Raw genomic sequence first — 14074 nt, 5'->3', positions numbered from 1 at the left:
GGCCCGGAACCGGGGCGCCTGCTCCGGTTCCGCACGTCAGTCGCCCAAGAGGCCCCCTCACGCCCCAGGGCGTGAGGGGGCCTCCGCAATTGCCGCAGCGACGCGTCAGGCGTCCGCGGCGGTGACGGTCGACGCACCCGACTTCACGGCCCCCGGGGCCGCGTCGCGACTGCCGAACCGTGCCGCCAGCGGGACCAGCGAGATGGCCACCGCTCCGAGCAGCCCGGCGATGGCGAACGCGGTGAAGCCCCAGCTCTCGTTGCCGCCCTGGGCGAGCGCGCCGCCCAGCCAAGGTCCCAGCACCGCGCCCGTGCGGCCGACGCCGGTCACCCAGCCGAGGCCCGCGGCCCGTTCGCTGCCCCGGTAGACCGTGTTGGTGGCCGCGTAGACCATCACCTGGGCGCTGAACAGCCAGATGCCGGTGAGGGCCACCACGACATAGGTGATGCCGAGCGGCAGGTGCGACTTCAGCAGCAGCGCACCGGCCGCGGTGAGGACGAACCAGATGGCCGAGACCCGCACGGGCCCGAACCGGTCGGCGGTACGGCCCGCGATGAGCATGCCGACGATGCCGCCCGCGTTGATGACGAGCAGGAAGCTGACCGACGAGGTGAGCCCGTAGCCGGAGGCCCGCATCAGCTGCGGCAGCCAGGTGGAGACGCCGTACACGAGCAGCAGTCCGCAGAAGGAGGCCAGCCACAACAGCGGCGTGGCCCAGCGCGACTCGGGCCTGAAGAGGGCCAGCACCGAATCGAAGCGGCCCTTGGCGCCTGCGGCCGGGGCCTCGACCGGGGTGGGCCGCGGGAGCCCGTAGCGGTCGGCGACCGCCGTGGCCTGTGCGCGGTCGCCGCGGGCGAGGAGGACGCCGGGGGACTCGGGCAGCAGCTTGTACAGCAGGGGTACGGCGATCAGCGCGGGAAGCACGCCCGCCCAGAACACCCAGCGCCAGCCCGCTGACGGCGCGACGGTCAGGCCGAGTCCCGTGGCCGCCATGCCGCCGAAGTGGTACGAGGTCATCAGCAGCCCGGTCGTCAACGCGGCCCGGCGGGGCGGCGCGAACTCCATGACCATCGCCAGACACAGCGGCATGAGACCGCCGAGGCCGAGGCCGGCGATGAAGCGGCCGGTTCCGAACAGTGCGGGGGACCCGGCCATCGCGCAGACCGCGGAGCCGAGCGAGAAGAGCGTCACGCTGACCATGAGCAGGGACCTGCGGCCCAGCCAGTCGGTGAGGTTCCCGGCCACGAGCGCGCCGATGAGCATGCCGAAGGTGGTCCAGCTGCCGATGGTGCCCGCGGTCGCCGGCGTCAGTCCGAGGTCTGGGTCGTCGAGCATGTGCGGCATCACGGCGCCGTAGATGTTGACGTCCATGCCGTCGAAGAAGACGGCCAGCCAGCACAGCGCGAGGACGGGGAGGACGCTGCGGAAGGTGTGCGACGGCGGATCGGGGTCCGGGGCGGGCGTGCCCGGTGTCTCGGTGGAAGTCATGTCTGTTCCCTGGGTGCGAGCGGGTGTGGTGCGGGCGGCTCGTTCAGTTGAGCGGCTTGTTCGCCTGGTGAACTTCATTTCACTGCTCGGGGTGCGTTGAGTGTCCGCGTGAGGCGGGACGGTGTCAATGCATGTGCACGCGGAAGTCGCGGCGCCCTCGTCGAAGCGGGCGCTATGCGCCGAGGCGGTCCACCGCGGCGAGGACCGGACCCACGCCGTCCTCCTGGTGCAGTCGCGCCGCCAGGGCCCGGGCGCGCTGACCGTAGTCGGGATCTGCCGTCACCTGGCGCAGGGCCGCGGTGAGAACTTCCGTGCTGAGACGGCGCAACGGCACCGGCCCCGGTGAGACGCCGAGCGCGGCCAGCCGGGCGGACCAGAAGGCCTGGTCGAACTGAATGGGTACGGGGACTGCCGGGACTCCGGCGCGCAGGGCCGCGGCCGTGGTCCCGGCGCCCGCGTGATGAACCACCGCGGCCATCGCGGGAAACACCGCGCTGTGCGGGATCTCGTCGACGGTGAGCATGTCTTCGCCCTCGGCGTGCAGTCCGCTCCAGCCGCTCTGCACGACGCCCCGCAGTCGCGCCGCGCGCAGGGCGCGCACCACCGTCTCGCTCGCCCGCTCGGTGTCGGGCACCGTGGAACTGCCGAACCCGACGAAGACCGGCGACGGGCCGTCGGCCAGGAAGTCCCGAAGCCGCGGCGGCAGCTGCGGCTGCGGAGGGTCGTGCGGCCACCAGTATCCGGCGATCCGAAGTCCGGGCCGCCAGTCGCGCGGCCGTTGCAGGACCAGCTCGCTGAAACCGTGGAAGACGGGCCAGTCCTGCCGCTCGCGGGCGTGGCGTGCGGCGCGCGCTCCGGTGCGCGGCAGACCGAGACGGGCCCGCAGTTCGGGTGCGGTGGCGGCGAAGACATGGTCCACGGCGGCGTTCACGGCTCGCCCGGCCAGCCGGTTGCCCACCCGGCCCAGGGAGCGCGTGCCGCCGACGGGCGGAGCGAACTCGCCGGTGGCGGCGATCGGTTGGAGATAGACGCCCATGCTGGGCAGTTCGAGCCCCTCGGCGATGGTGTGGCCGAGCGGCCCCAGCGAACCGGACAGCAGAAGCACGTCGCTCGCCCGGGCGGCGGCCAGCAGATCATCGGTCAGCTGCCCCACCAGCGCGCGGGCCATGGAGATCATGCGGGCCAGCTTCCCGGCGCCGGTGCTGCTGCGGTGCAGGCCCTGGCCCGCCGTGGACTCCAGCTCGGCGCGCGGGTCGACGGGCAGCGCATGAAATCCGATGCCCGCCGCCGCGGCCAGTGGCGCGAAGCGCTCATGCGTGACCAGCGTGACGTCGTGCCCAGCGCGCGCCAGACCATGGCCGAGGCCCGTGTAGGGAGCCACATCGCCTCGAGAACCCGCCGTCATGATTGCCACGCGCATGATCGCAGTATGTCCGGGAAGCCCGGCCAGCCGTGCGCGGCACGCTCCGCCGCGTCCGCATGCATGTACGAGTTGGCCGGTGGGCGTCTTGTAGTCGCGTTGACGGGGCATCACGATAAGGAATGCCGCCCGGAGCCGTACAGTCGAGGAGACCCCATGGACAGCGACGAGCTGCAGCCCGCGACCATCCCTGGAGTGCTCCCGGACCACAGCGGAACCCCCCTGGGCCGGGTTTCCGAGGAGGCTCAGATCGCCGTACTGGCACGGGTGGGTTCGGCGCGCGGTGAGACGATGTCCGCTTTCCAGTCCTCAGGATCCACCCAGCTGTCAACCTAGAACGCGGGTCTGGAGGAACGCTCAAGTGCCCGCGGGGACACGGCCCTTCCGCCAGTTCGTGATCAAGGTCCACAGCCGCTGCGACCTGGCCTGTGATCACTGCTATGTCTACATGCACGCGGACCAGAGCTGGCGCGGTCGGCCCGTCACGATGTCGGAGGAGGTTCTGCGGCTCACCGCGGGACGCATCGCCGAGCACGCGGCCGCCCACGGACTGCCCCGCGTCCATGTGGTGCTGCACGGCGGGGAACCGCTGCTGGCCGGGCGTGAGCGGCTGCGTGGCTTCGCCCGCGAACTGCGCGCGGCGCTGGACGGCGAGAGCACGCTCGACCTGCGGATGCAGACCAACGGGCTGCGGCTGGACGACGAGTTCTGCGCCATGCTCGCCGACGAGGGAATCGTCACCGGCGTCTCGCTCGACGGTGACCGCAACTCCAACGACCGGCACCGGATCAGGGCCGACGGATCGGGCAGCTTCGACGGTGCGGTGCGTGCCGTGCGCAAGCTCGGCGAGTCCGCCTACCAGCGGGCCTTCGGCGGGCTGCTGTGCACCGTCGACGTGGAGAACGACCCGGTCGCCGTCTACAAGGCGCTGGTCGAACTCGACCCGCCGGGCATCGACTTCCTGCTGCCGCACGCCACTTGGGACCGGCCGCCGTCGCGTCCGTACGGCGGGACGGACTACGCGGACTGGCTGATCGCCGTCCACAATCAGTGGACGGCCGACGGAAAGCCGGTCCGTATCCGGATGTTCGAGTCGATCACCCGGCTCGCCAACGGCGGTGTGAGCCTCACCGAGGCACTGGGCCTGGGCAGTTCGGACCTGCTGGTGGTGGAGACCGACGGTGCGATCGAACAGGCGGACTGGCTGAAGACCGTCGCTCACGGCGCTCCGGAGACCGGCTTCCATGTGGCGCGCGACAGCTTCGACGCCGCCGCCGCGCATCCCGGTGTCGAGGCCCAGCGGCAGGGCCTGGACGGCCTTTCGGCGCAGTGCCGGGCGTGCCCGGTGGTCGCGGTGTGCGGCGGCGGCCTCTACGGACACCGCTTCCGTACCGGCCCGCAGGGTTCGGGCGACTTCGACAACCCGTCCGTGTACTGCGCCGATCTGTTGAAGCTGATCAGGCATGTGGAACGGGCCGACGACAGCCGGCCGGCCCACGGGCTTCGTCCCGCGCACTTCGACGAGCTGGCCGCCGGCTACGGCGGCACGGCGGCCCTCCAGGAGTTGGAACAGGCGCAGCACAGCCTGCGTCGGGTGCTGCTCGCGGCCGCCCACCGGGCCGATCCGGAGCCGTCCGAGGGCTGGCAGGCGGTCCTCGCGCTCTCCGGGGCCGCAGTGGAAGCGGCGCTCGCCGATCCGTATCTGCGGGTGTGGGCGCTGGCGGTCTGCGAAGGGAAGGGCGCGGACCCGGGACGGCCCGCCGAGATCGCCCTGTCGGCCGCCGCACGAAGCGGAGGGCGGCTGAGCCTCACGGTGCCGCTGCGGGACAAAACTGTGCAACTGCCGCTCCTGGGACGGCTGGTGGTGTCCGAGCCGCGGGGCGAGGTGACCGTCTCCGTCGAGTCGGGCCGGCTCTTGTTCGCAGGCAGGCCGCTGGACGCGCTGCCGGAGGGACTCGTCTGGCAGCCCCTGCGCCATCTGGTGGCCGACGGCATCAGGGTGGCACTGGACGACCTCGACCCCTACCGCGCCCCGTATCAGGTCGAGGCCCGGCCCCGGCTCACCGACGCCGAATTCCAGGAGTGGCAGACGGCGTTCGAGGCCGCCTGGCGGATCGTGCGCGCCGGCTTTCCGCGCTATGCCGAAGGGCTCGCCGCGGGGCTACGCGCGGTGACCCCGCTCGTCGCGCCGTCCGGGCATGTGGTCGCCGAGACGTCCCGGCACGCGTTCGGCGCGTTCGGCATGGCGCTGCCGCCGTCCGCCGAGGCGCTGGCGCTGCTGCTGATCCACGAGTTCCAGCACGTCAAACTCGGTGCGCTGCAGGACATGTACGACCTGCTCAGCCCGGGCGGCGGCCGGCACCTGGTCGCCTGGCGTCCCGACCCGCGTCCGCTCGACGCCGTGCTTCAGGGCACGTACGCACATTTGGCGGTCGCCGATGTCTGGGCGACCCGTGCCGAACAGGCGCTGCGCGAAGCCGACCGGGACGAAGCCGTCCGGCTCGCCGACTACTGGCTCGATGCGGTCCGGTCCGCCCTGGACACCCTGTCCGCAGCGGGCGCACCGACCGCCGTGGGCGAGCGGCTGCTGGCCGGTCTGCGGACGACAGCCCGGGCGCTCGGCCGGGCACGGCCGTGAACCGCTCCGCGCGCGGGCGCACGCCGGCGGGTGCGCCGGGGAGGCACCATGGACCGGCCCACGCCGCCAGTGGCATGCTTCGCCCTCTAGCACCGGCAGTTGGTTTCAGGCTCCAATGGATTCCTGAGGACCATTCCCGGTACCGAGGCAACTCGCGACCGGGCAGACGGCGGGCGACGACGGGGGAGGCGACGCGATGACCCATCCGTTCGCGTCCGCGCCGTCGGCGCCCGAGAACCTGGACCCCTACTTCTTTCTCAGCTATGCGCGTACTCCATCGACCGAGGACGAGCGCAGCGGCGACCACCCGGACCGGGACCTGTTCAACTTCCACCGGGAGTTATGCCGCCATGTCATGCAGCTGACCGACCACGACGGCACGGAACCGCCCGGCTTCCTGGACCGGCGGATGGACCCCGGCACGGACTGGGAGAGAAACCTCAAGCGGGCCCTGGCGACCTGCCGGGTGTTCGTGCCCGTCTACGCCAAGAGGTACTTCTCCAGAGAATGGTGCGGCAAGGAGTGGGACGCCTTCGCCCGGCGCCAGGCGCTCCAGCACAAGACCCGGCCGTACACGGTCAATGCGATCGTCCCCGTGCTGTGGCTGAGCCCCTCACACCTGGATCTGCCGCCGGTCGCCCAGGCGGTCCAGTACACACATCCGGACCTCGGACAGCAATACCTCAAGATGGGTCTCTACGGACTGCGTGAGGCGGGCTACGCAGTGCAGTACCGCAGGGCCGTCTGGGCGATCGCGCAGACCATCGTGAAGGTCGCCCAGCAGGCGCGCCTCGAACCGTGCGACACAGGACTGTTCGACGACCTCCGGAATGTCTTCGAGGAGGGATCGTAAGATGCCGCTCTTCTTCCTGAGCTACGCGCGGATCCCGGGCGGCCGTTCGGGCCACGACCCGGACAAGCTGGTCTTCGACTTCTACGAGGAGCTGCGCGGCAGAGTCGCCGCACACGCCGGAGTCGCCGAGTCCGCGGCCGGATTCGTCGCCCACGAGGGAACGCCCGGGGAGGAGTCCTTACGAGCCCTGTCCCAGTGCCGGGTCTTCGTACCGCTCTACTCCAAGCGGTACTTCACCGATCCGCTCTGCGGCCGCCAGTGGTCCGCGATCACCCGGCGGTCCGCCTCGGTCCCCGCGCCCCGCATCGTGCCCGTGCTCTGGACGCCCTACCCCGCCGCCTCCGTTCCGGAGGCCGTGCAGGAGACGCCTGCCGTCCCCGACGGCACCGGCGACGCCGAGGAAGGCTACGCGGCCATGGGGCTGCACCAGCTGCTCGACCTGGAGGAGAGCCAGGAGCTGCTGGATCTGGAGGAGAGCCAGACCCGTGGAGTGAGCCAGGCCCGCCAGGTCATCGACTGGATCGCACAGCGCATCGCCGCGGTCGCGCCCGGCAGTTCGGCTCCGGACCATCTCGACGCGGCCTCTCTCGCCCGGCTTCCGGACGCCTTCGCGGCCACGCCGCCGAGCCCTCCGCTGCGGGTCACCGTGCTCGCGCCGTCCGAGGACCGGCTGCCGATCGGCCGCGAGGCGTCGCGATACGGTCCACGGCCGCTCGACTGGCGGCCGTACGGTCCGGTGGCGGGCGGGCCGGTCGCCGAGCAGGTCACCGAACTGGCCCGCAATCTCGGCTTCGATCCGGAAGTGGTGTCGTTCGACAAGGCGCTGGTCGATCTGCGGAGCGCGGACACACCGGCCGCGCCATGGATCCTGATCGTGGACCCCTGGGCGCTCCAGGACGCGAAAGTGGCCGGCCAGGCCAGGGCGTTCGACGAGGCGCACCGGCCGTGGACCGCCGTGCTGACCGCACTGGCCGACGACGATCCGCAGACCAAGGAGCACTCCGAGAGACTGCGCGGACTCCTCGAATCGACCTTCACCCGCTATCTGCGAGAGGGAAGAATAGGGCAGCAGGACGCCGTGCGAGGGCTCGTCACGGCCGACGCATTCGCCCTGTGGTTCGGCGAGTTGGCGGAGTCGGCCTACATGAGATATCTGCGATACATTCATCCGCAATCGTCCCCGCGGAGTACGGCGCAGGGGAGACTGCCGGGGGTCGGTGCGGACGGACTCGGTACCGACGAGGGCGGCGCGGAGGCCAGGCCATGACCGGTGAGGACGCGGGCAGAATCATCACGTTCTACTCGTACAAGGGCGGCACGGGCCGGACGATGGCACTCGCCAACACCGCCTGGATCCTGGCGTCGGCCGGCAAACGGGTGCTGGTGGTCGACTGGGACCTCGACGCCCCCGGCCTCGACCGCTTTCTGCACCCGTTCCTCGACCGGGACAAGCTCCTCACCACACCCGGCGTGATCGACCTGGTCACCCGGTTCAGCCAGTCGGTGCTGGAGCTCCAGCGGCAGGGCGAGGGCCAGTACCTCGGCGGCTGGGGCATGACCGACAAGGTCCCGGACGTCGACGACACCTGGGTCGCCGAGCGAGCCCGCTTCAACCACTGCGTCATCCCCGTCATCTGGGACTTCCCGCAGAACGGCCGGCTCGACTTCCTCCCGGCCGGCACCAAGACCAAGGGCTATCTGAGCGCGTTCTCGCAGTTCGACTGGAAGCCGTTCATGGACGGCCCGCTCGCCACCGAATTCATCGAGTCGCTCAAGCGCGGATTCGTCCAGAACTACGACTACGTCCTGATCGACAGCCGGACCGGCCTCAGCGACATCTCCGACATCTGCACCGTGAACCTGCCCCATACGCTCGTCACCTGCTTCACCCCGAGCAGCCAGAGCATCGACGGCGCGGCCGCGGTCGCCGAGCGCATCGAGGCGATGTACGGCAACCGGAACATCCGCATCCTGCCCGTCCCCATGCGGGTCGAGGACACCAACGGCCAGGCCGACCGGCTGGATGCCGCCCGCGCCCAGATCCGGCTGCGGTTCGGCAGGCTGCTGGGCCGGCACACCGGCATCCCACCGCACGACTACTGGGGCAAGGTGGAGATCCCGTACCGGCCCGCGTACTCCTACGAGGAATTACTCGCGCCCTTCCGCGACACCCCGGCCAACCCCTCGTCGCTGCTCGCCGCGTACGAGCGGCTCACCGCCGTCGTCTCCGACGGCGAGGTGACCGCGATGCCGCGTATGGAGGAGGGCCTGCGCCAGCAGTACCTCGACCTGTACACCCGCCGCCGTCCGCTCGACGTCTCCGATGTGTACATCAGCTACGTCCCGCAGGACCGCACCTGGGCCGACTGGATCCGGGCCGCGCTCGAAGCCGCCGAATTCCGGGTCCATCTGGCGCAGGAAGGCACCGACGAAGGCGCACGGCTCAAGACCGAGACCGAGCGGGGCGTCGAGTCCACCTCCCACACGCTCGCCGTGCTGTCCGGCGCGTATCTGCGCTCCTCCCGCTTCAGGACGACCTGGGAGGCGCTGTTCTCACCGGACCGGCTGGCCAACCGCCGCCACTTGGTGCCGGTGCGGGTGGAGGACGTGTCCCTGAGCGCGCCGTTCACCGAGCGGCTGGTCGACCTGACGCGCTGCGACACCGAGGACACCGCACGCGAGTCGCTGCTGCGTGCCTTCGACACCGCGCCCGAAATGCGTTCGCGCGCCCACTTCACCGGCGCGGACCGGCTGGCTCCGCGCTATCCGGGAGCGGAGCCGCCCGTCTGGTCGGTCCCGCTGCGCACCACGTCGTTCACCGGCCGCACCGAGCTGCTGGAGACCATCCGCGAGGGCCTGCGGACACGCAGTCAGACCATCCTGCTCAGGGGCATGGGAGGGGTCGGAAAGACGCTGCTGGCCCAGGAGTTCGCACACCGCTACAAGGGCGACTACGACGTCGTCTGGCACATCCAGGCCGAGCAGCAGCGCCTCGCGGTCGAGCAGTACGCGGGGATGGCCCGTCCGCTCGGACTGTCCGAGCGGACGAACCCGACCGACGCCGCCAGGGCGGTACGGGAAGCGCTCGACAGCGGCGAGCCCTACCACCGCTGGCTGCTGATCCTGGACAACGCCGACGGTGCGGGCGGCCTCACCGACTTCCTCGCCGGCGGTGGCTCGGGACATGTCCTCGTCACCAGCCAGCGCTCCGAGGGCTGGAGCAGATACGCGGAGACCATCGAGGTCGGCGTCTTCAGCCGGCCCGAGAGCGTCAGCCATCTGCGCCGCCGGCTCCCGGACTTCGGCCCGGAGGAAGCCAACCTGGTCGCCGACGCGCTGGGCGACCTGCCGATCGCGGTCGAACAGGCGGCGGCCGGTATCAAGCAGACCGGCCTGAGCGCCCGCGAGTACATCAAGCTGCTCCAGCGGTCGGCGGCGGGCGGCGAGGAACGCGGCGACGGTGATCTCGCCGTCCTCACCAACACCACGGGCGGCACCTGGGACTTCGCGATCGGGCGGCTGCGCGAGAGCTATCCGCCGGCGGTACGCCTCCTCCAACTGTGCTCGTTCTTCAGCCCCGAACCCATCTCCATGGACCTGCTGGAGGGCATCGAGATCGCGCGAGCCCTCGGCGGTGGCCGCACCGTGGCCCGGGCCTACCAGGAACTGAGCCGCTTCGCCCTCGTCCGCGTCGACCGCAAGGCCAGAAGCGTCCAGGTGCACCGGCTCGTCCAGCTCTCCATGCGGCGCAGCATGACCGAGCAGGAACAGCAGGACGCGCGTGAGGTCGTCTACCGTGCGCTCGTCGCGGCGCGGCCCGGCAAGGACGACCCGGAGGACCCGAACACATGGGACCAGTACCGGATCCTCTGGCCGCACCTCGGCACCGCGTGGGCGCACACCACCGACGACGACGGCGTCCGCGAACTGATGGTGGACCGCGTCCGCCAGCTGCGGCGGCGCGGCGAGTTCGCCCAGGCCCTGGAATTCAGCGAGCGATGTGTCAACGGCTGGTGCGCGGGCGGTGAACCCGACGAACGCTGGACGCTGCACATGCGCTTCCAGATCGGCAACATCCTGCGCGCACAGGGCAAGTACGAGGAATCCCTGGCCCTGGACGAGTCGGTGCGCGATCGGCAGATCGCACTGTTCGACGACAAGGACGACCAGCACGTCCTGATGACCACCAGTAGCATCGCCGCCGATCTGCGCGGACTCGGCCGGTTCTCCGAAGCGCTGGAGCACGACCGCGAGACACACCAGCGATACAGCGACTTCTACGGCGACGACCATCCGCGCACCCTGACCGCCGCCAACAACCTCGCGGTCTCGCTGCGCGCCTCCGGGGACTACTACGCGGCCTGCGATCTCGACCGCAAGACGTTCGAGACCCGCGAGGAAATCCTGCTGCCCGACCATCCGTTGACCATCGAATCGGCGGTCAATCTGGGACGCGATCTGCGCGACTGCGGCGACTACGCCGCCTCCGTCAGCCTGCTGAAGCGCGCTCACGAACGCTGTCTGCGCAATGTCGAACTCACCGAAGGCGCGCCGACGGTGCTCAACACGGTGAAGGGGCTTGCCGGTTCGCTGCGCGGCGCGGGCCGTCCCGGCGAGGCGGAGCAGTTCACGCGGCATGTGCTGAAACACATGCCGGAAGGCGAAGCCGGCGACTCGCCGGAACGGCTGCTGATCGAAATGAACCTGGCCAGCGATCTGATGGCGCTCGACCGCAAGGACGACGGTCTGGAGTTGGTGCGCCGAGTCCTCGACGGCCTGCAGCGCGGGCTGGGCGACGACCATCCGTCCACCGTCGCGTGCTCGGCGAACTATGCGGTGCATCTGATGGCCGCCGGAGAGGCCGCCGAAGCCGCGACCATCTCCGAGCAGGTGGTGGCGGCGTTCACCGAGATCCTCGGCGAGAGCCATCCGCATGTGCTGGTCTCCCGGGTCAATCTGGCCAACGCGCAGGCGGAGTGCGGTCGGCACAAGGAGGCCCGCAGGACGTACGAGTCGGTCTTCGACCAGCTCCGGGAAGTGCTGCGATCGAGGCATCCGTCGACACTGGTGTGCGCCGGGAACCTCGCCGTGCTGCTGCGGGAACTGGGTGACGAGAGCGCGGGCGAGACCATGCGCGACGAGGTGCTGATGGAGATGGCCAACCTGCTCGGCGCCGACCACCCGAAGACCGTGGCCCTGCACTCCTGGCGGCGGACCGGCCTGGAACTCGAGCCGCATCCGATCTGAATCCGATCTGACAGGCGGCGCTGCTCCAGGGCGGGGCCGGGGCGGGCTCGGTGCGATGCTCGAAGGACTCGTGCTCAGGCGGCGTTGTCGCGGACCCAGGCCAGGATCGGCGGCAGCGCCGGCAGTGCGGCGAAATGCGCTGCCGATGGTTGCAGCACCGCGCACGCGTGCGGAATGCGTTCCGCAAGCCAGCGGAAGTGGCTCACGGGCGAGAAAACGTCCTGCTCTCCATGCCAGAGCAGGACGGGCACCTCTTCGATCTTCTCCGGATAGAAGCCCCATGGCTTGCGGAAGGACACCAGGTCGTCCAGCCAGCCCGTCGGCTCCGGCGGATCCTCCAGCTCGGTTCTCGCACCGGTGAACTCGCCCACCGCGGAGAGGTAGTTGAGCATCAGCAGGTCCCGGATGCCGGCGTCCTCGACGACCAGCCGGTCCACATCGGGCATCTCCTGGCTGAGCGAGCTGAGGAGCGAGGACGGGTTTCTCCGGATGGCGTCCGCATTGCGGGCGAGCAGTGCGCCCACCTGGGTGAGACCGGGCGAGTTCTCCATCATTTCGTACGTCATCACATTGGAGTCGGCCATGCCGGCCAGCCAGTCGAGGCCTTCGGCGTCCGGCGGAGCGACGGTGACCACCGCGGCGGCGCTCGCCACCCGGTCGGGGCTCAGCGCGGCGCACGCCAGAGCATGTGGTCCGCCGCCGGAGCGGCCGACGACCGAGTAGCGGCCGAGTCTCAGGTGGTCGGCGATGGCGATGACGTCCTGCGCCGCATGCGCGACATCACGGCCCACGTAGCGGCCGGATTCCCCGTATCCCGGGCGGTCGTAGGCGATGAGCCGGATGCCGAGTTTGTGGAGGTCGAAGGTGCGCGGCTTGGGGCCCAGCCGGCTGCCGGGCGTGCCGTGCAGGAGGAAGACCGGGTACCCCTTGGGGTCGCCCCATTCCTCGTACGCCAGCTTCCCGTCGCGGTCGGGCGCTTTCACCAAACCGAACACCCGTTGCCTCCCGTTGCCAGCGGCTTAAGCCCGGAACGGCACCAGAGTCCAGGATCGTGGACTTTGGTGCCGTTGGCAGCGCTCTAATCAGCCGAGTTGCCAGCGTCGGCGGTTACGAAGGTAGCCGACGGGCCTGGACAGCGCGCGGCGAACCCCCCAGGCGTTCCGGGATTGCGGGGGTGAGCCTGCATTTCCGTGGTTGACGCCTTCTGTGCCCCTGCGGTTCCCTGGGCCGCCGACGACGACGGCGGGCCGGACCTGTCTCCTCCGTGCTCTGACCAAGCGTCAGAGATTCGGCCACAAGGGGGAGTTCTACTCCGTACGCGACGCGCCGTCCGGTCAGCCTTGCTCCGGTGGCCCGGCTCAAGCGCCCCGGGCTCGTGAGCCGCCGGGGCCGGTGGACGCCCGGATCTGGAGGTGCGCGGGCACGATCGCCGGCTCCGGCTCGCGGTCCGGGTGTTCGACGATCTCGACGAGCGCGGCGACCGCGAGCGCAACCGTCTCCTGCGGGGCCAGTGACACGGTGGACAGCGGCGGGTCGGTGGTCGCATAGGCCGGGTCCTCGCTGGCGCACACCACCAGCAGATCGTCGGGCACACGGAGTCCGCAGCGCGCGGCCGATGCGAGTACCCGGCGGCCGCAGGGGTCGTAGATGCCGTAGACCGCGTCCGGGCGCCCCGGCCCGCGGAGCAGCGGGTCGAGGTCGCGGCCCTCGTCGTCCTCGGGGGTCAGCGCGATCGTGCGCGGTTCGGTGTCGTGTTCAACGCACCACCGGCGATAGGCCGCCAGACAGCTGCGGGTGTAGTGCTCCTCGCCGGGACCGGCCATCAGGGCGATCCGGCGTGCGCCTCGGTCGGCGAGATGGTCGAGGACCTGGTGCGTGGTGGCGCGGTGATCGTTGTCGACCCATGCCTCGTGCGGGTGCACTCCGGCGGGGCGGCCGTCGAAGGCCAGCGGAATGCCGCGGGCGCGCAGCACGCGGACCACGGGATCGTCGGCCGGGCTGTCCAGGACCAGCACTCCGGCGACCGCGATCGACCGCCAGACCGTTTCGTCGGGTGTGGCGGGCAGCGCGATGAGCGCGTAGCCACGTTCGTGGGCGGCTGCGGTGGCGGCGCTGATGGCCCGGGCGAAGTACGGGACGTCGGCGAAGTTCCAGGGCCGCTCACCGTAGGTGGTGACGGCCAGTCCGAGGGTGCGCGGCGCGGCACCGGTGGAGCCGTAGCCGAGTGCGGTGGCGACCGTACGGACGCGGGCGCGGGTCGAATCGGCGAGCCGGCCGGTGCCGTTGAGGGCGTTGGAGACCGTTGCCGTGGACACCTCGGCGGCTCGGGCGACATCGGCGATGGTCACTCGGGTCACGTGGCACAGCCTACGGAATCCGTTGCAGAAGCGGGAGTGGACAACGCATTTCGGTAGTCCGAGGGTGCTGG

9 protein-coding genes are annotated in these 14074 nt (G+C 70.7%); 5 read left to right on the top strand and 4 right to left on the bottom strand.

All coding sequences use genetic code 11. From position 1 onward, the window contains the following. Positions 1-105: 105 nt before the first annotated feature. Together ACH4YL_RS00670 and ACH4YL_RS00665 are read right to left on the bottom strand one after the other, a co-directional pair. Positions 106-1488, bottom strand: coding sequence for an MFS transporter (locus ACH4YL_RS00670; protein ID WP_398503382.1), 1383 nt, complete (start codon positions 1486-1488; stop codon positions 106-108). A 172-nt stretch (positions 1489-1660) separates the two neighbouring features. Then, on the bottom strand, positions 1661-2908 hold the full coding sequence (locus ACH4YL_RS00665) for a glycosyltransferase (RefSeq protein WP_398503380.1): 1248 nt from the start codon (positions 2906-2908) through the stop codon (positions 1661-1663). A gap of 156 nt (positions 2909-3064) precedes the next feature. Between ACH4YL_RS00665 and ACH4YL_RS00660 the strand changes: the two genes are divergently transcribed. From ACH4YL_RS00660 to fxsT, 5 genes are all read left to right on the top strand, one after another. Then, positions 3065-3244: a hypothetical protein gene (locus ACH4YL_RS00660; RefSeq protein WP_398503378.1), complete on the top strand. Its 180-nt coding sequence runs from the start codon at positions 3065-3067 to the stop codon at positions 3242-3244. Positions 3245-3269: 25 nt separating this feature from the next. Then, on the top strand, positions 3270-5546 hold the full coding sequence (locus ACH4YL_RS00655; protein ID WP_398503377.1) for an FxsB family cyclophane-forming radical SAM/SPASM peptide maturase: 2277 nt from the start codon (positions 3270-3272) through the stop codon (positions 5544-5546). Between the two features lie 196 nt (positions 5547-5742). Beyond that, on the top strand, positions 5743-6399 hold the full coding sequence (locus ACH4YL_RS00650; protein ID WP_398503375.1) for a TIR-like protein FxsC: 657 nt from the start codon (positions 5743-5745) through the stop codon (positions 6397-6399). Between the two features lies 1 nt (position 6400). Beyond that, positions 6401-7666 (top strand): FxsC protein, encoded by a 1266-nt coding sequence (gene fsxC, locus ACH4YL_RS00645; RefSeq protein WP_398503374.1) that lies wholly within the window; start codon positions 6401-6403, stop codon positions 7664-7666. After that, positions 7663-11646, top strand: a complete 3984-nt coding sequence (gene fxsT, locus ACH4YL_RS00640) for an FxSxx-COOH system tetratricopeptide repeat protein (protein ID WP_398503372.1) — start codon at positions 7663-7665, stop codon at positions 11644-11646. Before fsxC ends, fxsT begins: the two co-directional genes overlap by 4 nt. A 74-nt stretch (positions 11647-11720) precedes the next feature. Here the strand turns inward: fxsT and ACH4YL_RS00635 are convergent, their stop codons facing one another. Then, positions 11721-12641 carry an alpha/beta fold hydrolase gene (locus ACH4YL_RS00635; protein ID WP_398503370.1) on the bottom strand — a complete coding sequence of 307 codons (921 nt, stop codon included), beginning with the start codon at positions 12639-12641 and terminating at the stop codon, positions 11721-11723. A gap of 363 nt (positions 12642-13004) precedes the next feature. After that, positions 13005-14003, bottom strand: coding sequence for a LacI family DNA-binding transcriptional regulator (locus tag ACH4YL_RS00630; RefSeq protein WP_398503368.1), 999 nt, complete (start codon positions 14001-14003; stop codon positions 13005-13007). Positions 14004-14074 lie beyond the last annotated feature (71 nt).

Source organism: Streptomyces sp. NPDC020681 (assembly GCF_044334895.1).
Lineage (GTDB): Bacteria > Actinomycetota > Actinomycetes > Streptomycetales > Streptomycetaceae > Streptomyces.
Note: the sequence above shows the minus strand (reverse complement) of the source record. Positions and strands in the feature narration are given on the sequence as shown.